The 24,341-nt window shown below is 74.9% G+C and carries 22 protein-coding genes; 4 read left to right on the forward strand and 18 right to left on the reverse strand.

The window, feature by feature from the left end; genetic code table 11:
* The first annotated feature begins 25 nt into the window (after window positions 1–25).
* Window positions 26–1,126 (forward strand): NAD(P)/FAD-dependent oxidoreductase, encoded by a 1,101-nt coding sequence (locus ABT006_RS20145; protein ID WP_350708434.1) that lies wholly within the window; start codon window positions 26–28, stop codon window positions 1,124–1,126.
* Window positions 1,127–1,136: 10 nt separating this feature from the next.
* On the opposite strand, the gene ABT006_RS20150 is transcribed toward ABT006_RS20145, so the two are convergent.
* From ABT006_RS20150 to ABT006_RS20180, 7 genes are all read right to left on the reverse strand, one after another.
* Complete coding sequence (locus tag ABT006_RS20150; protein ID WP_350708436.1) at window positions 1,137–2,309, reverse strand: MFS transporter; 1,173 nt, start codon at window positions 2,307–2,309, stop codon at window positions 1,137–1,139.
* Between the two features lie 12 nt (window positions 2,310–2,321).
* Window positions 2,322–3,179, reverse strand: a complete 858-nt coding sequence (locus ABT006_RS20155) for a family 3 encapsulin nanocompartment shell protein (protein ID WP_350708438.1) — start codon at window positions 3,177–3,179, stop codon at window positions 2,322–2,324.
* A complete protein-coding gene (locus ABT006_RS20160) occupies window positions 3,176–3,913 on the reverse strand; it encodes a sulfotransferase-like domain-containing protein (protein WP_350708440.1) in 738 nt (245 codons plus the stop codon). Before ABT006_RS20160 ends, ABT006_RS20155 begins: the two co-directional genes overlap by 4 nt.
* A gap of 61 nt (window positions 3,914–3,974) precedes the next feature.
* Window positions 3,975–4,958, reverse strand: a complete 984-nt coding sequence (locus ABT006_RS20165) for an aldo/keto reductase (RefSeq protein WP_350708442.1) — start codon at window positions 4,956–4,958, stop codon at window positions 3,975–3,977.
* 44 nt (window positions 4,959–5,002) lie between these two features.
* Window positions 5,003–8,632, reverse strand: a complete 3,630-nt coding sequence (locus ABT006_RS20170; RefSeq protein WP_350708444.1) for a non-ribosomal peptide synthetase — start codon at window positions 8,630–8,632, stop codon at window positions 5,003–5,005.
* Between the two features lie 454 nt (window positions 8,633–9,086).
* Entirely contained in the window at window positions 9,087–9,884 is a 798-nt protein-coding gene (locus tag ABT006_RS20175) for a S1 family peptidase (protein WP_350708446.1), read from the reverse strand.
* Window positions 9,885–10,315: 431 nt separating this feature from the next.
* The gene (locus tag ABT006_RS20180; protein ID WP_350708448.1) at window positions 10,316–10,861 is read right to left on the reverse strand and encodes a hypothetical protein; all 546 of its coding nucleotides are present in this window, start codon (window positions 10,859–10,861) and stop codon (window positions 10,316–10,318) included.
* Between the two features lie 109 nt (window positions 10,862–10,970).
* On the opposite strand from ABT006_RS20180, the gene ABT006_RS20185 reads away from it, so the two are divergent.
* A complete protein-coding gene (locus ABT006_RS20185; RefSeq protein ID WP_350708450.1) occupies window positions 10,971–12,203 on the forward strand; it encodes a GNAT family N-acetyltransferase in 1,233 nt (410 codons plus the stop codon).
* A gap of 109 nt (window positions 12,204–12,312) precedes the next feature.
* The gene (locus tag ABT006_RS20190) at window positions 12,313–12,636 is read left to right on the forward strand and encodes a hypothetical protein (protein ID WP_350708452.1); all 324 of its coding nucleotides are present in this window, start codon (window positions 12,313–12,315) and stop codon (window positions 12,634–12,636) included.
* Window positions 12,637–12,813: 177 nt separating this feature from the next.
* Here the strand turns inward: ABT006_RS20190 and ABT006_RS20195 are convergent, their stop codons facing one another.
* The 4 genes from ABT006_RS20195 to ABT006_RS20210 all read right to left on the reverse strand — a co-directional run bounded on the left by ABT006_RS20195 (window position 12,814) and on the right by ABT006_RS20210 (window position 16,166).
* Window positions 12,814–13,281 (reverse strand): ribose-5-phosphate isomerase, encoded by a 468-nt coding sequence (locus tag ABT006_RS20195; RefSeq protein WP_350708454.1) that lies wholly within the window; start codon window positions 13,279–13,281, stop codon window positions 12,814–12,816.
* Between the two features lie 71 nt (window positions 13,282–13,352).
* A complete protein-coding gene (locus tag ABT006_RS20200; protein WP_350708456.1) occupies window positions 13,353–14,552 on the reverse strand; it encodes a DUF1015 family protein in 1,200 nt (399 codons plus the stop codon).
* A gap of 169 nt (window positions 14,553–14,721) precedes the next feature.
* Window positions 14,722–15,219 (reverse strand): hypothetical protein, encoded by a 498-nt coding sequence (locus ABT006_RS20205; RefSeq protein ID WP_350708458.1) that lies wholly within the window; start codon window positions 15,217–15,219, stop codon window positions 14,722–14,724.
* A gap of 323 nt (window positions 15,220–15,542) precedes the next feature.
* On the reverse strand, window positions 15,543–16,166 hold the full coding sequence (locus tag ABT006_RS20210) for a mycothiol-dependent nitroreductase Rv2466c family protein (protein WP_350708460.1): 624 nt from the start codon (window positions 16,164–16,166) through the stop codon (window positions 15,543–15,545).
* A 212-nt stretch (window positions 16,167–16,378) separates the two neighbouring features.
* Here ABT006_RS20210 and pepN point away from each other — a divergent pair, with 212 nt between their 5' ends.
* Window positions 16,379–18,928, forward strand: coding sequence for an aminopeptidase N (gene pepN, locus ABT006_RS20215; protein WP_350708462.1), 2,550 nt, complete (start codon window positions 16,379–16,381; stop codon window positions 18,926–18,928).
* A gap of 119 nt (window positions 18,929–19,047) precedes the next feature.
* On the opposite strand, the gene ABT006_RS20220 is transcribed toward pepN, so the two are convergent.
* The 7 genes from ABT006_RS20220 to ABT006_RS20250 all read right to left on the reverse strand — a co-directional run bounded on the left by ABT006_RS20220 (window position 19,048) and on the right by ABT006_RS20250 (window position 24,299).
* Window positions 19,048–19,455 (reverse strand): DUF5130 family protein, encoded by a 408-nt coding sequence (locus ABT006_RS20220; RefSeq protein WP_350708464.1) that lies wholly within the window; start codon window positions 19,453–19,455, stop codon window positions 19,048–19,050.
* Complete coding sequence (gene ctaJ / locus ABT006_RS20225) at window positions 19,442–19,753, reverse strand: aa3-type cytochrome oxidase subunit CtaJ (protein WP_502891007.1); 312 nt, start codon at window positions 19,751–19,753, stop codon at window positions 19,442–19,444. The genes ABT006_RS20220 and ctaJ overlap by 14 nt, the downstream gene beginning before the upstream one ends.
* A gap of 49 nt (window positions 19,754–19,802) precedes the next feature.
* Complete coding sequence (locus tag ABT006_RS20230; RefSeq protein WP_350708466.1) at window positions 19,803–21,266, reverse strand: amidase; 1,464 nt, start codon at window positions 21,264–21,266, stop codon at window positions 19,803–19,805.
* Between the two features lie 148 nt (window positions 21,267–21,414).
* Entirely contained in the window at window positions 21,415–22,449 is a 1,035-nt protein-coding gene (locus ABT006_RS20235) for an amidohydrolase family protein (protein ID WP_350708468.1), read from the reverse strand.
* Entirely contained in the window at window positions 22,449–22,973 is a 525-nt protein-coding gene (locus ABT006_RS20240) for a 3-hydroxyanthranilate 3,4-dioxygenase (RefSeq protein WP_350708470.1), read from the reverse strand. The genes ABT006_RS20235 and ABT006_RS20240 overlap by 1 nt, the downstream gene beginning before the upstream one ends.
* Window positions 22,970–23,401, reverse strand: a complete 432-nt coding sequence (locus ABT006_RS20245; protein WP_350708472.1) for a RidA family protein — start codon at window positions 23,399–23,401, stop codon at window positions 22,970–22,972. Before ABT006_RS20245 ends, ABT006_RS20240 begins: the two co-directional genes overlap by 4 nt.
* Window positions 23,402–23,525: 124 nt before the next feature.
* A complete protein-coding gene (locus tag ABT006_RS20250) occupies window positions 23,526–24,299 on the reverse strand; it encodes a 2-keto-4-pentenoate hydratase (protein ID WP_350708474.1) in 774 nt (257 codons plus the stop codon).
* Between the last annotated feature and the right edge of the window lie 42 nt (window positions 24,300–24,341).

The following is a 24,341-nucleotide window of genomic DNA, read 5'->3' on the forward strand; positions in this document are numbered from 1 at the left end:
ACGTCTGCGACTACCGTCGAATCCAGTGACGATCGACTATATGGTCATCGGCGCGGGCATCGCGGGCGCCAGCGCCGGGCACCACCTCGCCGCGTACGGCAGCGTGCTGCTGGCCGAGATGGAACACGTCCCCGGCCAGCACTCCACCGGCCGCTCGGCCGCCCTGTTCTCCGAGTACTACGGCGGGCCGGTGGTGCGCGGGCTGACCCGGGCCAGCCGGGGCTTTCTCACCGCCCCGCCGCCGGGGTTCGCCGACCATCCGCTGCTCACCCCGCGCGGCGTGCTCAGCCTCTGCCCGCCGGGCGCCGAGGACGAGTTCGACGCGGCGCTGCGCGACGGGGCCGACGTGGACCCGCCGGCCCGCGAGATCGACCTGGCCGAGGTGGCCGCGTACTGCCCGGTGGTGCGGCCGGGTTGGTGCCGGCGGGCGATGGTGAAGCCGGCCGCCCGGGACCTCGACGTCGCCGCGCTGCACCAGGGATACCTGCGGGGCATCCGCGCGGCCGGCGGCCGGGTGGTGTGCGGCGCCCGGGTCCGCCGGCTGCGGCGGGCGGACGGGGCGTGGCGGGTCACCACCGACGCCGGCGAGTTCACCGCGCGGGTCGTCGTCAACGCGGCGGGCGCCTGGGCCGACGAGGTCGCCGCGGCGGCCGGCGTACGACCGGTGGGGCTGATCCCGCTGCGGCGTACCGCCTTCCTCGTGGACGCGCCGGCCGGCGTCCCGGCGACGGACTGGCCGATGGTCAACGACGTGGCCGGCACCTTCTACTTCAAGCCGGAGTCGGGGCGGCTGCTGGTCTCCCCGTCCGACGCCACCCCGGCGCCGCCCGGGGACGCCCGCCCCGACGACCTCGACGTGGCGATCGGCGCCGAGCGGGTGCAGGAGGCCACCACGCTGAGCTTCCGCCGGGTCCACCGGGCCTGGGCCGGTCTGCGGACCGCCGCCCCGGACGACGTGCCGGTGATCGGCCCGGCACCCGAGGCGCCGGACTTCCTCTGGCTGGCGGGGCTGAGCGGCTACGGCGTCCAGACGGCGCCCGCGGCGGGCGCACTGCTCGCCGCGCTGGCGGCCGGCGCCCCACCACCCGTCGACCCGGCCCCGCTCTCACCCGCCCGCTTCCCCTGACCCGGGTGGGTCAGTGGGGGCGTTGGCCCACCAGCGAGCGACGGGGCAGCATCGTCCACGCCGAGATGCCCGCCGACACCAGCGCCGCCAGCAGCATCACCTGGAACACCGCCGGATAGCCGGCCGCGCTGGCGACCAGGCCGGCCAGCGGCGCCCCGGCCACCAGGCCCAGGTCCCAGAACGACGTGAACGCGCCGAGCGCCGCCCCCTGGTGCGCCGGGTCGGTCCGGTTGATCACGAGCAGGGCCAGCGCCGGGAAGAGCAGCGAGAGCCCGGCGCCGATCACCAGCCCACCGACGACCGCGACCACGAGATTCGGCGCGACCGCGACCAGAAGCAGCCCCACCGCCTCCACCAGCGCCGACGCGACCGCCACCCGGCCGGCGCCGAGCCGGTCGGGCAGCCCGCCCACGAACAGCCGGACCCCGACATAGGTGAAGCCGAACGCGTTGAACGCGGCGATCCCGTTCTCGATGCCCCGGTCGGCCAGGTGCAGGGCGACGAACGCGGCCAGTGCGGCGTACCCGAAACCGGCCAGGGAGAGCGCGACGCCCGGGGCGACCGCGCTGCGCGGCAGGATGCCGGCCGGGCCCTTCGGTTCCGGCTGCCGCGGCCGGGGGCGGACGGCCACGAGCGCGGCCCCGGCCAGCGCCGCCAGGACCGCGAACAGCCACACGGCGGGATAGCCGCCCGAGGTGCGCAGCAGCACCGCGCCGAGCAGCGCGCCGAGCGTGATGCCCAGCCACATGTGGATGCCGTACAGGCCGACGACGCGGCCCCGCCGGTCGGCCGGCGCGAGCGCCACCAGCCAGGCGGCGCCGGCGGTGTAGACGGCCGCCTCCCCCACGCCGTGCAGGACCCGGACGCCGACCAGCACGCCGACGTTGCCGGCCACCAGGTAGGCCGCGGCGGCCGCCGCGCACACGGCCGCCCCGGCCAGCATCACCGTCCGGTACCCGTGCCGGTCGCCGAGCCGGCCGGCGATGGGCCGGGCGATCACGGCGGAGACCGCGATCGCGGCGATCACCACGCCCACCTCGACCCGGTTGCCGTCGAGTTCGTCGAGGACGTAGAAGGGCAGCACGGCCAGGGACGCGCCGACGCCGAGCAGGCAGAGGAAGATGGCGCCGAACAGCGGCACGATGGGCCGGTAGAACGCAAGTTTCCCGCCGGTCGTGGTCATGCGGTGACGCTCCTAGGCCGGTACGACGTGGAAGAAGTGGGTCGGCAGGTGCACGGCCAGGCCCTCGTGGATCTCGGCGCAGACGGCCGGGCCGTCGGTGGCGAAGGTGCCCGGCGGCGGGGTCGCCACGCGGATCGCGGAGCGCCCGGCGTCGAGCAGGCGCGCAGCCATCGCGAAGTCGCCCACCACCGCCTCGCCCGGCGCCACCATCCGGGTACGGCTGATCAGGACGCCGTTGCGGTGCAGGTCCGCCAGCAGCGCGTCGCGCCCGAGCAGGTGGGTGTAGTAGTCCCTCGGGTTGACGATCATCGCGTGCGGGGTGGCGCCGGTCTGCTCGATCTCGTCGCAGGCGGCGAGCAGGCCGGTCAGCCAGTCGTGCCGGTACGGCAGCCGCCCGATCTCGGGGTGCCGCAGCAGGCCGTGCTCGCCGATGGTCAGCGCCTGGTTCTCCGCCGTGGCGAGGCGGACCAGCAGCCGGTAGTCGACGAAGACGGCCAACCCCTCCGGGTCGTCGGCGAGTTCCTCGGGGACGCGTACCCAGGCGCGGATCGGGTGCACGGCGGCCGAGGCGGTGCCGAACCGGAAGGCCGCCTCGCGGCGCAGGCCGGACTCGTGCACCGCGGCGGCCTCCCCGACGTCGGGTCGCCCCTCGCACCAGAACCGCACCGGGTCCATCCCCACCGACCGCTTACGGAACAGGTTGCGGACGGTCACCCGGGGGCGTTCCTTGGTCGGCTGGAAGGCGTCCGTGATGGTGTAGTCGAAGCGCACCTCGGCACCGGTCGGGTCGGCGGCGTACGCGCGGGCGAACACCTCGCCGGGCGACAGGGTCGACGACGCGGTCACGGGCGGCGCGGCGGTGGTGGTCATGAATCCTCCCCGATGGCGATGGCGTGCCGGATCAGCCGCTGGTAGAAGGGCTGGTGGTGGTCGTGGTACGCGCGCAGGGTGTCGTCGTTCTCGACGGTCACCGCGAAGGACTTGGCGACCGGCGAGAAGCCGGAGGTGCGCTCGACGTCGAGGTGCCACTTGCGGGTGCGTCGCCACTCGGCGCGCTCCCCCGGCGCCCAGTTCAGCGCCTCCGGCCGGAACGGCAGCCCCACGGCGGCGCACCAGGCCGCCACCGTGTCCGCGGGCCGGCGCAGCAGGTCCTCGGCCCGGATCACCACCGGCGGCCGGCGCGCGGTCCGGCGGACCAGGTCGAACAGCTCCCACTGGTGCTCGAAGCCGATCTCCGGGCAGGTCACCGTCGGCTTGATGGCGTAGTGCGAGCTGATCGTGCGGGCCGGTTCCCGGACGATGAAGGTGTGCGTGACGTCGGCGATCGCCTCGGGATCGTCGAACAGGTGCCGGTACCGGTACTCGAGGGTGTCCTTGACGAAGACCGTCCGGTCCCGGCCCAGCCCGGTCAGGTGCGCGACGACGTCGGCCGGGTCGGTCACGGTGACGGTGCCGCCGTCGGCGGTGGGCAGGTCGACGTGCCCCTCGTCGACGAGGGTGACCAACGGCTCGTGCACGACCGTCACGTCGCCGCGGGCGATCATCATCCGCAGGAACGCGGTGGAGAGCGCCCGCGGATGCGCCCACATGGCGATCACCGGCATGCCGGCCCCCCGTACCGCGTGGCCTGCCGGACCGGCGCGCCGCCGGGGCGGTGGACGGGCCTCACTGGGACCACCAGGTCGGCTTGCGGTCCCAGCGGTGGTCGCGCAGCCGGTCCAGCAGCCCGGCGTCCAGCGGCGCGCCGTCGCTGACGGCCAGGTTGGCGCGGACGTGCTCGACCCGGCGCATGCCGGGGATCACCGTGCTCACCGCCGGGTGGTGCAGGATGAACCGCAGCGCCAGCTCCGGCATGGTCGTCCCCGGCGGCACCTCGGCGGCCAGCCGCTCGGCGCGCTCCACGCTGGGCAGCAGATTCTCCGGGCCGAAGTACGTGCTGCGCCAGTCCTCCTCCGGCCACGTGCTGTCGGCGGTCAGCGTGCCGGTCAGCGTCCCCTCGTCGAACGGCACCCGGGCGATGATCCCGATGTCGTCGCGCTGCGCGCGGGGGAACAGCTCGTCCTCGGGCGCCTGGTCGAAGATGTTGTAGATGACCTGGACGACGTCGATCATCCCGGTGTCGAGGGCGGCGTGGCAGTTCGTCGGTTCCCACCGGTTGACGCTGATCCCGACGCCGTCGACCAGGCCCTCGCGCTTGAGGTCCGCGACGGTCTCCTGCCAGCGGCCGTCGGCCGCCCAGCGGTCCTCCCAGACGTGGAACTGGAGCAGGTCGATCCGGTCCACCCCGAGGTTCTCCAGGCTGTGCCGGGTGTACTCGCGGATGTGGTCGGCCGGGAAGACGTCGTCCAGGGTGTCCTGCGGGCCGGGCGGCCACTCCCGGTTCTTCGGCGGGATCTTGGTGGCCAGGTAGAGCCGGCGGTCCGGGTGCCGGCGCACGAGGGCGCCGAGCAGCCGTTCGCTGACGCCCCGCCCGTAGACCCAGGCGGTGTCGAAGAAGTTGCAGCCCCGTTCCACCGCCTCGTCCAGGCAGGCCGGCGCGGTGTCGTAGTCCCAGCCGGTGAAACCGCCCGGTCCCCCGCCGATGCCCCACATCCCGTACCCGACCTCGCTGACCTGCCAGCCGAGCCGACCCATCCTGCGGTATCGCATTCCACTCCCTCGTCCGTGCCGGTCGCCGCGCCGCGCGCGGCTGGTCACCCTGGTCCGGCCGGCAGCAGCAGCCGGTCGGTCGCCCGTCGCTCGTGCTCGCCCAGCCACGCCCGGTAGGCGCCGACGGACGGCCCGAGCCGGTGGTCGGTGAAGCCCCGGCGCCGTTCCAGCTCGGCGCAGCCGTCGCGGCGGAACAGCCGGGGGTTGTCGGTGAGCAGCGTCGCGAAGACCGCCCGCAGCCGCTCCTCGTCGGCGCCGGCCCCGGCCGGGAACAGCGCGAGCAGCACGGCGGCGGCCCGGTCGCCGTCGGTCGCCGCCTCGCGCAGCGCCGCCACGAAGCGCACGCAGCTCACCCGGGGCAGGGCGTCCGCGCCGGCCAGCGGCAGGTCGGTGAAGTCGACGCTCACCGGGTGCAGGACGTGCACCGTGCCGCCCCACAGCCGCGGGTCGACGACGGTGGCGACGATCCGCCGGGCGGCCCAGTCCACCGGCGTCCAGTCGGAGCGGACCGGCGCGTCGGGGCGCATCCGCAGCCGGTGGCAGGCGGCCAGCAGCAGGTGGGTCAGCGCCCGGGGGTTGGGCTGCCCGTCGTCAGCGGCGGGCATCACCTCCCCGAGACGCAGCACGGTGACGGTCGCGCCGCGCCGCCGGGCCTCGGCGAGATACCGCTCCGCCACCCACTTCGACCGGCTGTAGCCACTGGTGGGCGGGACGACGAGGGCCGGGTCGCACCCTTCCGGCAGCGGGTCGGGGCGGCGGGCGGCCTCGGTGTCGAGGACGCCGAGGGTGGAGACGTGGTGCAGCGGCTTCGGCCGGCCGGTCAGCGCCAGCCGGAGCAGTTCGGCGGTGCCGAGGACGTTCGCCTGGCGGTGGGCCCGGTAGTCGAACAGGAAGTTGACCAGCGCCCCGGCGTGCAGCACGAGGTCGCAGTCGTGGGCCAGCCGGGCCCAGGTCTCCGGGTCCAGGCCGAGGGCGGGGCGGGCCAGGTCCGCGGCGTACCCGTGCAGGCGCAGGCCGTGGCCGGGCCGCCACAGGCCCCGCTCGGCCAACGCCCGGACCACGCGGGCGGTGGCCTCGGCGTCGTCGGCGGCCCGCGCGAGGCACAGCACCCGGACGTCGGTGGTGGCGAGCAGTTCGTGGACCAGCCGCGCGCCGACGAACCCGGTGGCGCCCGTGACCAGGACGGTGCGCGGCGACCGGCGCCGGGCGACGGGGCGCACCGGCAGGTCGGCCGGGACGGCCGCGTCGCGTTCCACCAGCTCGGCCTCGGTCTCGGCGGGGTCGGCCGCGCGCAGGCGCGCCGCGACCACCCGGGCGAGCCGGGCGGCGGTGGGGTGGGCGAAGAGGTCCTGGACGCCGACCCGGACGTGGTGGTCGGCGCCGAGCGCGGTCACCACGTCGAGCGCCTGGAGCGAGTCGCCGCCGGCGTCGAGGAAGTCGGTGTCCGGGTCGAGGTCCGGCCGGCCGAGCACGGTCCGGAACACGGCCAGCACCCGGTCCGGCAGCGTACGCGCCACGGCGCGCGCGGCGGTCGCCCGCGCCCGTTCGGCGAGCGTACGGTCGAGCCAGGTCTCCAGGGCCCGCCGGTCGACCTTGCCGTTGCCGGTCAGCGGCAGTGCGTCCCGCACCACGACGTGCCGGGGCACGTGGGGCCGGGGCAGCAGCCGGCGCAGGTGCGCCCGCAGCGCCGGCTCGGTCACCTCCGGATCGGCGGCGACGAAGAGGGCCAGCGACTTCCCCCGGCCCTCCCGGGCGAGGAGGACCTTCGCCTGCCGCACCCCGGGCAGCCGGGTGGCGGCGGTCTCGATCTCGCCGGCCTCGATCCGGACGCCGTTCACCTTGAGCTGGAAGTCGCGCCGGCCGACGAAGTGCAGTCGGCCGTCGGCGGCGAGACGGCCCAGGTCCCCGGTGCGGTAGAGCCGGGTGCCGGGGATGCCGGGCAGCGGGTTGGGGACGAACACCTCGGCGGTGCGGGCCGGGTCGCCGAGGTATCCCTCGCCGAGGCACACCCCGCCGATGACGATCTCGCCGGTCGCGCCGGGCGGCAGGGGGCGCAGCTCGGCGTCCACCACCGCCGCGTAGCAGTTGTCGATGGGCCGGCCGATGGGGATGACGTCGCCGTCGGACCGGGTGACGGTGTGGAAGACCATGCCGATGGAGGCCTCCGTCGGGCCGTACCCGTTGGTGGCCGACACTCCCGGCACCAGGTCGGCCAGGCGGTGCACCGCCCACGGGTCGATCTCCTCGCCGCCGACGATCACGTGCCGCAGCGTGGCGACGGCGCGGCGGGCCGCCGGGTCCCGGTCCAGGACCGACACCAGCGCGCCGAGCACGCTCGGCACGAAGTCGGTCATCGTGACGGCCTCGTCGGCGATGGTGCGGACGGTCCGTTCGACGTCGAGGAAGCCGCCCTCGACGGGCACCACCACCCGGCCGCCGGTGGTCAGCGGCCAGAACATCTGCCACACCGACGAGTCGAAGGTGTGCCGGCTGTTCTGCAGCACCACCTCTGCGCCGGTGGCCGCGAAGTAGCGGGTCATGAAGCGGAACCGGTTGGCGATGCCGTCGTGCCGGTTGACGGCGCACTTCGGAGCGCCGGTGGTGCCGGAGGTGAAGATGCCGTAGATCAGGTCGGCCGGGCCGACGGGCGTCCCGGGCCGGCGTCGGGTCGGGGTGATGTCGTCGAGGTCCACCGGCTGGCAGGGAACGTCCCCGGTGTCGGGACGCGGGTCGCCGCCCCGGACCACCGCGAGCCGGGGCCGGATCACCGCCAGGGACGCGCGCAGCCGGTCCGCCGGCCAGCCGGGGTCGACGGGCACGAAGGCCGCGCCGAGCTTCATCAGGGCCAGGTCGACGACGGGGAGTTCGAGGCCGTCGGCGAGGAGCACGGGCACCACGTCGCCCCGCCCGATCCCCCGGGCCGCGAGGACGGCGGCGACGCCGTTGGCCAGGTCGTCCAGTTCGCGGTAGGTCAGCGAGCGTCCCCGGAACGACACCGCCCGGCGCTGCGGATGCAGGTCGACTCGGTGCTCGATCATGCGCGGCACCGCCACGAAGGGCCCGTCGTCGTGCCGGCGACCGGCCCGCTCCACCAGCGCCCGGGAGGCGGGCCCGAGGGCCGGCGCCGCCGACGTGGGCGACGCCGGGTCGGCGAGCAGGGCGGCGAGCAGTTCGGCGTACATCTCCGCCACGGCGGCGGCATCGGCCGACCACGGATCGTCGGCGGCGCAGCGGAGCACGACCGCGACCGTCGTGTCGGTGACGTCGGCGGTGAGCAGCACGGGTGGCGCGCCTGCGGACGGTGCCGGCGCGCCGCCGTCGAGGAGGACGAGGACGTGGTCGACGCCCTCGTGGTCGAGCGCGGCGGCGCACGCGCGGACCGTGGCGCGCGCCCGGTCGCCGGGCATCCGGTGCAGGTCCGCCGGCCAGGCCGGCAGGTCCAGCATCTCCGCGCCGGCCCGGACCCGCACCGGTGTCTGGCGGCCCAGGCGGTCGAGCAGTTCCACGGCGGCCAGGGCGGCCGTGGACAGCGGGTCGTGGCTGCCGTCGGCTGCGCCGCCCGGGTCGGCCGGGGGGTGCGGCCCGGTGGCCGCCGGGCGGGTGGCGGTATACCGGTACGTCGACCCGTCCGAGACGGGAACCGGTGCCGCGGACCCGCTGTCGCCCGACCTCATCACGCCTCCTGTCCCGAGCCCGTGCGGCCGTCGGTCGCAGCCGCGGACGGCGCTGTGCCGGCCCGCCGCACGCCGACAATGATCGGCGTCGGTCGATGGACGGCCGCTGGTCATGGACACTAGAGGGCTGATCGACGGTAGGGAATATGCAACTTTCTGCTACATCGATGTCCGTCACTTGCCTGCGCCGGCGCCGGTCGCCGCGCCCCGGGGCAGGCGACCGTCCGGGAAACCGGCCCGCGACCAGCCGATCCGCCGGACCCCGCCGGCCGGGCACGACGATTCCGCACCCGCCGCCGCCCGGGCGGTCGGGGCCGGGACGGGGCCGCGCGGCACGCTCTCGTCACCCGACCACGCAGGGCGGATCACGTCCGGTAGTCGGCGTCGCGAGGGCGGACACGCGCGGGGACCCGGCCGGACGGGCCGGCCGGGTCCCCGCGGACCATTCCCGCGACTAGCCGCCGAGGCTCGCCGCCGCCGAGGCGATCGCCGGGGCGAAGGTGCTCACCTGGGTGTAGACGCCGGGGTAGTTGGGCCGGGCGCAGCCGTTGCCCCAGCTCGTGATCCCGACCTGGATCCAGGCGTTGGACGCGTCCCGCCGGAACATCGGGCCGCCCGAGTCGCCCTGGCACGTGTCGACGCCGCCGCTGGCGTAGCCCGCGCAGATCTCCTCGTTCGGGATGATCTGGCCGCCGTAGTAGGAGTTGCAGGTGGCGTCGCTGACGAACGGCACGGTCGCCTTGCGCAGGTAGCGCTGCTGCGCGCCGCCCTCCCGGGTGGCGCCCCACCCGGCGACCGTGAAGGTGCCGTTGTCGTACGCGGTGCTGGTGGCGATCTTGAGCGTGGGCAGCGTGGTCACCGGGGTGGCCAGCCGGATCAGGGCCCAGTCCTTGCCGTTGCCGTTGTAGCCGGGCGCCCGGTAGACGTAGTCGGACCGCACCTGGATCCGGCTCGACGACTGGAGGTCCACCACGCCGAGGGTGGCGGTGATGCTGGTGTTCGCACCGGTCCCGCCGACGCAGTGCGCGGCGGTCAGCACCAGCCGGGGGCTGTAGAGAGAGCCGCCGCAGCCCATCGACAGCCGGACCATGAAGGGGAACTCGCCCTGCGCGGCGAGGGTGCCGCCGACGACGTACGGCGTCACGTCCGACGCGGGCCGGGCACCGGCCGGAACGGCCAGGACGAACGAGCCGGCGGTGACCGCCACCAACGCGGCGGCCAGCCGGCCGATGAGTCTGCGCCAACGGACCATGGGAGCCTCCCCGAGCTTCGCGGCGCGCGGGGGTCGACGCGCCGGCATCCGATGGCGGAATCCTATGGACACATATCGATGAGCGGCAATGTCCTGGCCCATCCCGCGTCGGTCATACCGCCGCGCACCGGGCGGCGACCTCCCGTTTTCTGCGCCAGGACCACCCGGGGTACCGCAGCCCCATTGACCCGAAGGCGGACGCGGAGGGCCACGGCGGCAAGCACTGACCACCGGGTCAGGCCGGCCCGGGCGCGGATGAACCGCGACCCGCCGGGTAAGCAGCGGCCGACCTGGTGGAGTGGAGAACGACCGGGGTCGCGACACGCGACCGGGTGCGCGGGCGGGCGGCGGACGCCGACCCGCCCGCGCGTGCGGTCAGCCCCGGAGTGATGCGGTTTCTCCGGTCGGTCCCGGTGATGACCGCGGTCCGGTCAGTTCCCGGTGATCCAGTTCCAGGCCGACACGACCCACTCGGTCTGTTGCAGGTAGGCGATGCCGAGGCCGGCCAGGAAGACCGCCGTGACCATGTGCGCCCCGCGCGCGCTGCGGCGCACCCGGCCCAGCTGCCGCTCCAGCACCACGCGGCCGAGCAGCCGGGCCAACGCGAAGAGACCGGCCGCCACCAGCAGGCTCAGCACGAAGATCAACAGTGGCCCGGCCAGGTCGCCGCCGCCCGAGATCGCCCAGATCCCCCAGCAGACGAACGCGAAGAGCGCCCCGGCGGCGCTCCACTCGCCGCCGCGCTTGAGCTGCGCGACGTGCCAGCTCAGCGGGCGCCGCGGCGCCGGCCCGTCGGGCCAGCCCGCGCCGGTCGGCTCCTGCCCGACCACGGGGAACGGTTCGGTGCGCGGAGCCCGGGGCTGCCCGACCGAGGCCACCCCCCGCCGGTACGCGTCGCGCTGCGGCGGCACCCCGACACCGGGCTGCGGCGGCACCTCGACGGTCCGCTCGGCCCACGGCTGTGTCTGGTCGGCCATCTCGTCCCTCCCCTGGACCGACGGCGACCACCGGCCACCGTCCGGCTTCGAGGGTAGCCAGCCGGCAAATCGGTCGCCGAGCCCGCACCGATCGGCTAGACACAGCGGGGTGACGAAACCCCCACTCGCGGTCGGGACCGCCCGAGCCGACGACTTCGACGAGTTGGCCCGGCTGCTCGGCCACCTCTTCCACGCCCCGCCCGACCCCGAGGCACACGAGATCGAGCGGGCACTCTTCGAGCCCGAGCGCACGCTGCTCGTCCGGGACGGCGGCGAGGTGGTGGCGACCGCACGGGCGTTCACCCGGGAACTCACCGTGCCGGGCGCGCGGGTGCCGGCCGCCCATGTCAGCGGGGTGGGCGTCGCACCCACCCACCGACGCCGGGGACTGCTCACCCAGCTCATGGTGCGACAGCTGCGGCAGGTGCGCGACGAGGGCCGGGAACCGGTGGCGGTGCTGTGGGCCAGCGAAGGCGGGATCTACCCGCGCTTCGGCTACGGCCTGGCCGCCCAGCGGCTTTCCGTCCAGTGCGCCACCGTCGCGCTGCGGATGCCGGACCCGACGCCCGCGGAGGGCCGGCTGCGCCTGGCCGCGCCCGCCGACTGCCGGGCCGAGCTGGCCCGGGTGTACGACCGGGTGCGCCCCGAGCGTCCCGGCTGGTCCAGCCGCGACGAGGCATGGTGGCGGTACGTGCTCAGCGACCAGGCCGACCGACGGGGCGGCGCCACCGAGCGCCGGGCGGTGCTGCACGAAGGGCCGGACGGCGTGGACGGGTACGGGCTCTTCCGTACGCGCGCGAACTGGGAGAGCACCGGGCCGAACGGGATCACCACGGTCGACGAGGTGGTGACCGCCACCCCGGCGGCGTACGCGGCGATGTGGCAAATGCTGCTCTCGCTCGACCTGACCGGGCAGCTCTCCTATGGGGCGGGCGCGGTGGACGAGCCGCTGCTGCGGCTGGTCAACGAGCCGCGCCGGCTGGGCGCGCAACTGATCGACGCGCTCTGGCTGCGGGTGGTGGACGTGCCCGCCGCGCTCGCCGCCCGCCGGTACGCGACCGGGGTCGACGTGGTGATCGAGGTCACCGACGACCTGCTCCCCGAGAACGCCGGCCGCTGGCACCTGAGCGGCGGACCGGAGCGGGCCGCGTGCGCGCCGACGGACCGGCCGGCCGAGCTGGCCTGCGACGTGCGCTGCCTCGGCGAGCTGTACCTGGGTGGGGCCGGGCTGGCCGCGCTCGCCGCCGCCGGCCGGGTACGCGAGCTGCGCCCCGGCGCGTTGGCCGGCGCGGGCCCGGCCTTCGGCTGGCACCGGGCCCCCGCCGGCATGGACGTGTTCTGACCGCTCGGCGGCCAGGCGTCGACGTCGCGCCCGACCCGTCGTCCCGCCCCCGGAGCACCGGCGGGCGGGCGGGCCGGCGGCGGTGGGCCTCGGGCGGTACGGTCGGCTGATGGGGGACGTGGAGCGACGGCGCCGCCGGCTACGGCACTCGGGTGGCCCCTCGGGCGCGCCCGAGGGGCCGCAGGCCACGACCCCGGGCGTGCACGACGGCGGCGCCGAGCCCGCGCGCGGTCGCCGGGGCGGCCCGGGCGACGAGGGGGAGCGCGGCCTGCGCGGCCTGGTCGGCTCCGGCTCGTCCCAGGTGAGCGTGACGGCGGCGATGCGGGCCCGCGACGCCGCCCAGCCGACCGACGAGGACCTGGCCGCTGCCGAGGAACGCGTGGTGGTCATCCGCCGGAACTGGACGCCCCGCGAGGACCTTCCCCGCCGCTGACACCAGACCGCAACCGACGGCGAACCGTGCCGCAACCGACGCCGACCCGCGCCGCCCGCTCCCGCCCGGCGATCCTGGTTCGGAGGTGACCCCACGGGGCCGCTCCGTACCAGGATCCGGGACCGGCGCCGTCAGGTGCGCCGGGCAGGGAGACGGCGCGGGGTGGGAGGCGGCGGGTCAGGGAAGGGCGGGCAGTTGGCGGGTGCGCTCGTAGTCGGCCATCTGGCCGATCCGGCGGGCGTGCCGCTCGTTGCCGGAGAACGGAGTGGTCAGGAACGCCTCGACGATGGCCGTCGCCTCGTCCAGGGTGTGCTGGCGCGCGCCGACCGCGACGATGTTCGCGTCGTTGTGCTCGCGGGCGAGCTGGGCGGTCTCGATGCTCCAGGCGAGGGCCGCGCGGACCCCCGTCACCTTGTTCGCGGCGATCTGCTCGCCGTTGCCGGAGCCGCCGATGACCACTCCGAGGCTGCCGGCGTCCGCCACCACCCGGTCACCCGTGTGCAGGCAGAAGGCCGGGTAGTCGTCGTCCGGGTCGTAGGCGTGCGGGCCGACGTCGACGACGTCGTACCCCTCCTTGGTCAGGTGGTTGACCAGGTGCACCTTCAGCTCGAAACCGGCGTGGTCGGATCCCAGGTAGACGCGCATACCGCGCAGTCTGTCAGGGCGCGCGCCCGGGACGCCGCGCGGGCGGCGTCCCGGGGCGGATTCGTCACAACTCAGCGGGACAGCTCGGCGACCACCAGGCCGCCGCGCGCCTTCGGGGTGAACCAGGTGCTCTTGCGCGGCATCTTCTCCCGCGCCAGGTTGACGGCCACGAAGTCGTCCACGGTCACCGGGGCGATCAGGACGGCCAGCTCGGCCCGACCGGCGTCGACCTCTCCGGTCAGCCAGCTCGCCGGGTAGTCGCCGCCGACGTAGGTGATCCGCTTGTCGCCCGGGTCGAGCCCGAGGGCGTCACGCAGCAGCAGCCGCTCGACCAGCGCGTGGTCCAGGTTTTCCAGCCGGCCGCCGCCCACCTGCGGCAGGGTGACGGCGTACCCCCGGCCGGGGAGGCGGAGGTGGACGGTGCCGCCGGCCGCCGGGACCTCGACCGGTCCGTCGATCGGGGTGACCTCCGCGCCGGCGGCGCGGAGCCGGTCGAGCAGCTCGTCGGCGGTGGTGGTCAGCTCGCTGACCAGCCGGTTGTAGGGCTGGATCGCCACCGACGCCGGCGTCGTGATCACCGACAGGAATCGCGGCAGCCCGCCGGTCTGCGCGGCCAGGCTGCGGTGGTTGCCGTCGGCCACGACCAGCTCCCCGCCGCCCGCGAGCGCGGTCAGCTCGTCCTGCTGCGGGCCGGGGCCGAGCAGCCAGATGGCGTGGGTGCGCCCGGCCTGGTCGGTGTCGGTCGCCGCGGGCGCCCCGGCCGCGTCGGTCGCCGCCGCGAGCGCGGCGTGCAGCTCGTCGCCGCGCCCGGTCTGGAGCAGCAGTACGGGCGAGAGGAGGTGACCCAGCGCCTCGGCCAGCGCCACCCGCTCCCGCACCTTGGCGATGAAGACGTCCTCGTTGCGGATGACCAGACCGGGTTCGTCGGCCCGGGTGGAGATCTGGTCGGTGTCGGTCATGGCCCAGAGCCCGTACGCCGTCTCCTCCCCCGGCGCGCTGATCCGGTAGAGGACCACGACCTGCTCGGCCGGGGTGTAGCTGCCGTCGGCCTTGGCCTCGGCGAGGCGGGTCACCGCGTCCGGCAGGGCGTCGAGGAAGGACTTCCCCAGGCTCTCCGGCGCCCGGTGCGGCATCTCGATGCCGAGGGCACTGTGCGGGTTCGCCTCGATGATCGCGGTGATCTCCGCGTCGTCGGCGAACTCGTCGTAGTTCTGCGCGCCGGTGCCGCCAGTGGTGATCCAGGCCCGGGCGATCGGATGCACGACCGTCATGTGCGACCACGCTACCGGCGACGCGACTGCCGGTGCGGCGGGACCCGCGCGGCGTCCACCAGATGAAAGAGCGGCCGTGCCGGGGCCGTCGCTTCGGGTGGTGCGGCGGCCACGCCGCCGGCAGGCCGTGTCCCCGCCCGCCGGTGGCTACTTCGCCGGCAGGCGGTGGCTACTTCGCCGGCAGGCGGTGCCGGCCGGCCGACGCGGGAGCGCCCGCCGGTCGCCGACCCGACCCGCCCGGCGCGGCGGGCACGATCGTCCGCGGCCCGGCCGCCGACGGCGGCCGGTGCTCGGCCGGCGCGTTGCGCCGCTGCTCGGCCGGCGGGCCGAGCCGGTGGTCGGCGGGCGCGTTGCGTCGCTGCTCGGCCGGCGGGCCGAGCCGGTGGTCGGCGGGCGCGTTGCGTCGCTGCTCGGCCGCCGACGTCGGCCGCTGGTCGGCGGGCGCGTTCCGCCGGTGCTCGGCGGGCGGGGTGAGCCGGGAGGTGGCCGGCACGCGGGCGACGCCGACCACGATCGGCGGGGCGAGCAGGTCCACCATGTGTGCGGGAAGGTCGGGGCGGACCGCCGGCCAGCGGGAGTCGTCGACCGACCAGTACGCCGACTCCGGGCCGTCGGTCACCTCCTCCCCGGTCAACGGATCGTCACCGGAAGCACGGTGCTTGGCCATCGGGATTGCCTCCACGAGCTGCGGGGTGCGGCCCTGCGGGTCGCTGCGGCGGACACCGAAGAGAACGAGTCCGCCGGCCCCCCGGTGACGCCGGGGACCGCGCCCCGCCAGGCCGCGGCTCCGCCAGGCCGCGGCTCCGCCAGGTCGCAGCGCGCACGGCGGCACCCCGGCCGCAGCGGGCACGTCGGCACCCCGGCCGCAGCGGGCACGGCGGCACCCGGCCGCAACGCGCACGTCGGCGCACGGCGCCCGACCGGCGGCATCCCGGGCCCGCGAGCCGTGCGCCCGTCCGGCCGGCGCACGGCTCGCGACCGCCGTGGAGGTCAGTCGAAGATGGGGCCGAGCTCGCGGGAGCGCTTGAGCTCGTAGAAGCCCGGGGTGCCGGCGACCAGCAGGACGCCGTCCCAGAGCCGACCCGCCGCCTCGCCCTTCGGGCGCGGGGTGACCACCGGGCCGAAGAAGGCGACCATGCCGCCGTCCGGGCCGGGCGCGTGGATCACCGGGGTGCCGACGTCGGTGCCGACCGGGCGCATGCCGGCCTCGTGGCTGGCCCGCAGCGCCTCGTCGTAACCGGCGCTCTCGGCGGCTTCGGCCAGCGCCGGGTCGAGCCCGGCGTCGGCCAGCGCGGCCGCGAACAGCTCCGGCGAGAGCTTCTCCTCCCCGAGGTGGATCCGGGTGCCCAGCGCGGTGTAGAGCTTCCGGACGGCCTCCTGGCCGTACCGCTGCTCGGCCGCGATGCAGATCCGCACCGGCCCCCAGCCCGTGCGCATCAGCTCCTGGTACTTCTCGGGCACCTCCCGGCCCTCGTTCAGCACCGACAGGCTCATCACGTGGAAGCGGACGTCCACGTCCCGGACCTGCTCGACCTCCAGCAGCCAGCGGGAGGTGATCCACGCCCACGGGCAGATGGGGTCGAACCACATGTCTACGGCGACACGCTCGCTCACGGTGGGTCCCTTTCACGACAGGTGGCGCCGGCCTCCGGCGCCTTCCCTGATCTTCACCCCGCCGGCCATCGACCGACACCGGAATGAGAGCGTAACCTCGCCCACCGCGGGGTGTTCGTGCATGGAAGACTCGAATCCGGCCGTCACGAGCGGTCGGTGACGGCGCCAACGAGGCGTACGGCGAGACGGGATGGAGACGAACAGTGCCGGGAGTGCGCAACCTGACGCAGGTCGAGGCCACCGAGCGGGCCCGCCTGCTCGACGTGACCGGGTACGACATCAGTCTGGACCTCTCGACCGCCGTCCAGGCGGCCGAGGGTCGCACCTTCCGATCCACCACCGAGATCCGGTTCCGGTGCACCGAGCCGGGGTCGAGCACCTTCATCGAGGTGGCCGCCGACTCGGTGCGGTCGGCGACGCTGAACGGCGCCCCGGTCGACCTCGGCGGCTGGTCGGCGGAGAAGGGTCTGACGCTGTCCGGGCTGGGCCGCGAGAACACGCTGGTGGTCGACGCGGACTTCGCGTACTCGAACAGCGGGCAGGGCCTGCACCGCACGGTCGACCCGGTCGACGGCGAGACCTACCTCTACAGCCAGTTCGAGACGGCGGACGCGCAGCGGGTCTTCGCCTGCTTCGACCAGCCCGACCTGAAGAGCGTCTACACCTGGCACGCCACCGTCCCGGACCACTGGAAGGTGGTCTCGAACATGCCGGTGGAGCGCGAGGAACCGGCGGGCGAGGGCCTCAAGACGGTGCACTTCGTCACCTCCGTGCGGATGAGCACCTACATCACCGCGCTCTGCGCCGGCCCGTACCACGAGGTGCGGGACAGCCACGACGGCATCGACCTGGGCGCGTACTGCCGCGCCTCCATGGCGCAGTACATGGACTCGGACGACCTCTTCCTGATCACCAAGCAGGGCTTCGACTTCTTCCACGAGCAGTTCGGCGTCCGCTACCCGCTGCCCAAGTACGACCAGCTCTGGGTGCCCGACTTCAACGCCGGCGCGATGGAGAACTTCGGCTGCGTCACGCACGCCGAGGCGCACTACATCTTCCGCTCGCAGGTGACCGACTTCGAGTACGAGCAGCGGGCCAACACGATCCTGCACGAGCTGGCCCACATGTGGTTCGGCGACCTGGTCACCATGCGCTGGTGGAACGACCTGTGGCTGAACGAGTCGTTCGCCGAGTGGGCCAGCCACTGGTGCAACACCCACGCGACCCGGTTCCGCGAGGCGTGGACGACCTTCCTCTCCATCCGCAAGAACTGGGGCTACCGGCAGGACCAGCTCTCCTCCACCCACCCGGTCTACTGCGAGATGCCGGACCTGGAGGCCGTCGAGGTCAACTTCGACGGGATCACCTACGCCAAGGGCGCCAGCGTGCTCAAGCAGCTGGTCGCGTACGTGGGCGAGGAGCCGTTCCTGGCCGGCCTGCGGGCGTACTTCGGCAAGCACGCGTGGGGCAACGCCACCTTCGACGACCTGCTCACCGAGCTGGAGGCCGCCTCCGGCCGGGAGCTGCGCAAGTTCGCCGCGCAGTGGTTGGAGACCGCGCAGGTCAACACGCTGCGGCCGGAGGTGACCATCGGGACGGACGGCGCCTACGAGAACGTCGTGGTACGCCAGGAGGCGCCGGCCGGGCACCCGACGCTGCGCACGCACCGGATCGGGGTCGGCCTCTACGACCTGACCGACGGCCGGCTGGTCCGCCGCGAGCGCATCGAGGTCGACGTGACCGGCGAGCGGACGGAGCTGGCCGAGCTGCGCGGCGTGCGCGCCGCCGACGTGCTGCTGCTCAACGACGACGACCTCACCTACACCAAGCTGCGGCTGGACGAGCGGTCGATGGCCACCGTGGTGCAGCACATCGCCGGGCTCGAGTCGTCGCTGGCCCGCGCGCTCTGCTGGACGGCCGCCTGGGACATGACCCGGGACGCCGAGCTGGCCGCCCGCGACTACGTGGCGCTGGTGCTGGCCGGGCTGCCCGCCGAGACCGACATCAACCTGGTCACCGCGACGCTGCGGCAGGCCACCACGACCCTCACCGTCTACGCCGACCCGGCCTGGGCGCCGACCGGCTGGGCGGAGCTGGCCCGCACCGCCCGCACCGCGCTGGCCGCCGCCGAGCCGGGCAGCGGCTTCCAGCTCGCGTGGGCCCGGGCGTACGCCTCGGCGGCCCGCTCCGCCGAGGACCTGGCGACCCTGCGCGGCTGGCTTGCCGGCAGCGGCGTCCCCGCCGGGCTGACCGTCGACACCGAGCTGCGCTGGACGGTGCTGGACGCGCTGGTCGCCAACGGCGCGGCCGGTCCCGCCGAGATCGAGGCCGAGCTGGCCACCGACCGGACGGCCAGCGGCGACCGGGAGGCGGCGCACGCGCACGCGCTGGTGCCGACGGCGGAGAACAAGGCCGCCGTCTGGGCGGAGCTGACCGGGCCGGAGGCACTGCCGAACTGGCGGCACCGGGCGCTGCTGCAGGGCTTCACCCACGCGGCGCAGGTCGAGCTGACCGCGCCGTACCGGGAGAAGTACTTCGCCGTGGTCGGTCAGGTGTGGGCCAGCCGGGACAGCGAGCCGGCGCAGGAGTTCGCGCAGCTGGCGTACCCGACGTACCTGGTGGAGGACGAGACCGTGGCGGCGACCGACGCGTGGCTGGCCGCCGACGGGCACCCGGCCCCGCTGCGCCGGCTGGTCGCCGAGGGCCGCGACGGCGTCGTCCGGGCCCTCAAGGCCCGCGCCAGGGACGCCCGGAGCGCCTGAGCAGGTCCGACAGGCCGGGGCCGGCGTGGGGAGACCCGCGCCGGCCCGACCGCCCGGGTCCGCTCACGACGAAGCCCGGTCCGCACTGGCGGACCGGGCTTCGGTGTGAACGGGGGCGCTCAGCCCTTGCCGGCGTGGCTGGCGAGCTGGTCGAGGCCGTTGATGATGCCGCCGGCCAGGTCGCCGCCGCCGAAGGCCGCCACCATGGACAGGGCAGCGAGCCGGGCGTACGTGTCCGGGATGCGCTTGCGGGCGTGCCGGCCGGTGACGATCTCCAGCTGGCGCTGGTTGGGCGACACCGCGATCAGCACCGACCGGTCCGGCTCGGCGAGCTGGCGGTGCAGCCGCTCGGCGTGCTCCCGGATCGGCTCGTCGAGGCCGCCGACGAACACCGAGAAGACCAGGCCGGTGCCCTGGTCGGCCAGGCGCAGGGCCTCGTCGATGCGCAGCAGCTGGCGGGTCGTGAACGGCCCGTCCAGCACCTCGGGCGGATTCCCCGTCCCGACCTGCTTCTCACCAACGGTCACTTGCGCCTCCGGTTCCACCGGCCGGCGCCTCGATGCCGGCCTTCTCCTGCTTGCGGCTGGTCAGCGCCGGCGCCTGCGCGCCCGCTGCCAGGGCGGTGCCGGCCGAGTCGGCCAGCTGCTCCGGACGGCCCAGGAACCAGACCGGAGTGAAGTCGAAGGGCCGGCCCGGCCGGTAGCGCTTGTCGCCGCCACCGCCGCCACCACGGCTACCGGCGTACGCCAGGCCGGCGATCACCAGCACAGCGGCGGCCGGGATGCCGACGAAGACCAGCAACGTCTCGGTTACAGACAATCCCAACGCCCCCAGGCGGAAGAAGAGACCTCGAAAATCCGGGTCGGGTGGACGATCATGGTGTCGACCGCCCGACTCCGCTGCCATTCACGTTAGCGGAGCCGACGGTCCGCCAGATTGCGGGGTGGCGTTCCCACCCGCCACTGGAGTTCTCCAGTTGCGCAGCGGTGGCGACCAACCTCGCGTCGTCGCCGTACCGGCCGGTGAGCAGGACTCCCACGGGCAACCCCTCGGCGGTGACGCCGACCGGCAGCGAAACCGACGGATCGCCGGTGACGTTGAAGACGGCGCAGTACGGCGAGAACCGGCGTTGCCGGTCGAAATCCTCCGCCGGGTCGCCGCCCTCGGCGAACCAGCCCACCGGGGCCTGGGGCGCGGCGAGCGTCGGGCAGAGCAGCAGGTCGCACCCGGCGGTGCGCCGGACACCGAGGCGCACCTGCGCCTGGAGCTCGCCGAGCGTGGCGGTGAGGGTGCCGGCGGAGACCTCCGCACCCCGGGCGCGCAGGTGGCGGGTCAGCGGCAGCAGATCGCCCTCCCGCTCCGGCGGCACGGGCGCGAGCGCCAGCACGTACCAGACGATCTCGAACAGCGGCCACACCGCGGGCCCGAGCGGCGCGGGGACGTCGACCACCTCGTGGCCGGCGGCGGTGAGCAGCGCGGCGGCCCGGTCCACGGCGGCGACGCAGTCGGGGTGGACCGGTTCCTCGGCGAGCATCGGGGCGGTGAACCGGCCCACCCGCAGCCGACCGGGCTCCGCCGCCCGGGCCGCGGCGAGGAAGCCGCCGGCCGGCGGGGCGGGCGCCAGGTAGGGCTCGCCGGGCACCGGCTGGGCCAGCACGTCGAGCAGGGCCGCCACGTCGGCGACCGTCCGCCCGACCGGCCCGTTGGTCGGCAGGCCGTAGGCGCCGAACCCGACGGGGCCGCCGGGGACCAGGCCCCGGCTCGGCTTGTAGCCGACCAGCCCGCACAGCGACGCCGGGATGCGCAGCGAGCCGCCGCCGTCGGAGCCCTGGGCGACGGGCACCAGCCCGGCCGCGACGGCCGCCGCCGCCCCGCCGCTGGAGCCCCCGGCGGTGTACGCCAGGTCCCACGGGTTGCGGGCCGGCGGGGCGACCAACCCCTCGGAGTAGAGCGAGCAGCCCAGCTCGGAGGTGGTGGTCTTGCCCAGGCTGACCAGCCCGGCCGCGCGCATGAACCGGACCACGTCGGCGTCGACGGGCGGCACGAAGTCGGCGAACGCGGCCGAGCCGAAGGTGGTGCGCACCCCGGCGGTAAGGGTGAGGTCCTTGATCGCCGTCGGCACGCCGTGCAGCGGGCCGCGGTCCCCGGCGGGCGCGGCGTCGGCGGCGCGGGCCGCCGCGCGGGCCAGCTCCGGGGTGACCGTGACGAACGCGCCGACCGTGTCGCCGAGCGCGTCGACCCGGGTGAGGTGGTGCTCGACCAGCTCGACGCTGGACAGCTCGCCGCGGGCGATCGCGCCGGCCTGCTCCAGCGCGGTCAGGTCGTGCGGCTCGGCCATCCCGTCATCCTGCCTGGTCCGGCCGCCGCTTTGCCGGACGACACGACCGGCCGGCCCGGCGAGGGGCCCAGGTCCCCCGGCACGCCGGAACCGGCCGGTCCCTCGCCGAACGCGCCCGTGCGACGTACGGCACTCCTGCCCCGTCCCGTTACCGACCGAGGAAGCGCAGGGCGTTGCCGCCGAGCAGCTTGGCGCGCTGGTCGTCGGTGAGGAAGTCCGCCTCGCGCACCACCCGCCCGACCGGCCGCTCCCCCAGCGGGTACGGGTAGTCGCTGCCGAGCAGCACCCGGTCGGCGCCCATCGTGTCGACCAACAGCCGCAGCGCCGGCCCGGAGAAGACGACCGAGTCGACGCGGAACCGGTCGACGTAGGAGCTGGGCGGGGCGGCGGAGGATCCGCGTACCAGATCGCCCCGGCGGTGCCAGGCGTTGTCGGCGCGGCCCAGCCAGAACGGGAAGCTGCCACCGCCGTGGGCGAAGCAGATCCGCAGCGTGTCGGGCACCTTGTCGAAGACGCCGCCGAGGATCAGCGCCAGCACCGACAGGTGCGTCTCGGCGGGCATGCCGGTGAGCCAGCGGGCCATCCAGCGGTCCAGCCGGGGGCCGCCCGGCATGTCCCACGGGTGCACGAAGACCGGCGCGCCGACCTCGGCGCAGTGGGTCAGGAACTGCACGATCCCGGCGTCGTCGAGGTCGCGGTCGCCGACGTGGTTGCCGATCTCCACGCCCGCGTGCCCGGCTGCGAGGCAGCGGTCCAGCTCGGCGCAGGCGGCGTCCGCGTCCTGCAACGGCACCTGGCAGAACGGCACCAGCCGGTCGCCGCCGGCGGCCGTGACCTCCAGGGTGAGGTCGTTGAAGATCCGCGCGACCTTCGCGGCCTGGTCGGCGGGGCGGTCGTAGCCGAAGAAGACCGGGGTGGGCGAGACGACCTGCACGTCGACGCCGTCCGCCGCCATGTCGCCGAGCCGCGTCGGCGCGTCCCAGCACTCCGCGCCGACCGGCCGGAACTCCGTCTCCCCCACCATGATCATGGCGGCGCGCTCGGAGTCGACCCGCAGCCAGGGCCAGCCGGACCCGCCGCACGCCGCGGCCAGGTCCGGCCACCCCCTCGGTACGACGTGCGTGTGCACGTCGACCACCGGGAACCGCGCCTGCCCCGGCAGGCCCTCGGCGGGGACCCCCATCAGCCCTTGCCCGGGTGCAGCGCGCCGCAGTTGTCGCAGGTGCGCGCCTTCTCGTCGGCGTAGAACGCCTGGAAGACCGGGGGCAGGTCGGCGGCGATGTCGCGGACCTGCAACTCGACCTCGTGCACCTTGTGGCTGCACTCCGGGCAGTACCACTGGAACCTCTCCAGCGTGCCCTCCTCGCGTACCCGCTCGATGACCATCCCGATCGAGCCGGCCTCCGGCCGCTGCGGCGAGTGCGGCGTGTTGCGCGGCAGCATCCACATCTGGCCCTCGCGGATGTGCACCGTCCGCGGCCCCTCCGGGGTCATCAGGTTGACGTGCATGTTGCCCTTGACCTGGTAGAAGAACTCCTCGTACGGGTCGACGTGGAAGTCGGTGCGCTGGTTGGGCCCGCCCACCACCATGACGATGAAGTCGTCGCTGCCCGGCAACATCTCCTTGTTGCCCACCGGCGGCTTGAGCAGGTGCTGGTTCTCGGCAATCCAGCCCGGAAAGCTGAACGGCTCGGCGATCTCACTCATGACTGACCTCCCGAGGGAAGAAGGGCCACGGCCTGAATCTCGATGAGCAGGTGCGGGTGGGGCAACTGGTGCACCGCCACCGTGGTGCGGGTCGGGCCGGTCGCGTCGAAGAACTCCGCCCAGACCTCGTTGTAGCCACCGAAGTCGTTCATGTTGACCAGATAGGTGGTGACCTGTACGAGGTCGGACAGGTCCGCGCCGACCGAGCGCAGCAGGTCCCGGATGTTCTCGACGACCGCCCGGGTCTGCACCCGGATGTCGAGGTTGGTGGTGCCGAACTCGTCCACCTCGACGCCGGCGAAGGTGTTGTCCGGCCGCCGCGACGACGTACCGGAGACGAAGACGAACCCACCCGCCACCTTGACGTGCGGGAACGCCCCCCGCGGCACGGCCTTCCCCGCCACGACGCGCGCCTCGGTCCCGCTCATGACCCACCACCTGGCAGGGACGCCGGAGCGGCGACCACGACGGGGTTCCGGGCAGCCCGCCCGGCGCAGGGATCAAGCCTGACCGCCCGGAGCTGGGCGGGCTGCCCGGAACCCCCCACCCCGATCACGACGACGCCCGCAGCGACGCGGTGCCGAGCTTCTCCACCACGGCCCGGACGTGCGCCCCCGGACGCAGCGGCACGGCGGCGGTGGCCGCGCCGGCCAGGAACACCCAGCCCTCGCGCAGGCGCACCCCGTGCCGGCCCGCGAGGCGGATGCCCTCGTCGAGCGCCCGGCGCGGGTCACCGAGGATCGCCGCGGTCGAGCCGACCTGGGCCACCCGCCCGTCGACCTCCAGCAGCACGCCCAGGTTGTCCAGCCCGTCCGGCACCGGGCACCACGGCCCGACCACGAACGCGGCGGCCGACGCGTTGTCGGCGACCACGTCCGGCAGCGAGAAGGTGAAGTTCGCGTACCGGGAGTCGATCAGCTCGATCGCCGGGGCGACCGCCCGGACCACGTCGGTGAAGTCGCCGACCGGCTCGCCGGGCTCGGGGAGCCGGTCCAGCAGGAACGCCACCTCCGGCTCGGCCCGGGGATGGATGTAGTCGCCGACCTCGACCGTGCCGCCGTCCGGCACCCGCATCGTGTCGGTGAGCCGGCCCCAGATCACCTCGTCCACACCGACCTGGGCCATCTTCGCCTTGCTGGTCAGGCCCATCTTCAGCCCGACCAACCGCTCGCCCCGGTCCAGCCGGCGCTGCAGCAGCGCGGTCTGCACCGCGTACGCGGCGTCGACGTCCAGGCCGGCCTCGGCCGCCAGTTGCGGGATCGCGGTGGCGGTGTCGGCCGCCGCGCCCAACCGCTCGGCGATCCCCGCCGTGTCCGGGCCGATCACCGTGCCACCTCCGTTCGCGACTGCGGGGCTCGCAAAACCGGC

Origin of the sequence: Micromonospora sp. NPDC002717 (assembly GCF_040295705.1) — a bacterium.
In the GTDB taxonomy this organism is placed as follows: domain Bacteria; phylum Actinomycetota; class Actinomycetes; order Mycobacteriales; family Micromonosporaceae; genus Micromonospora.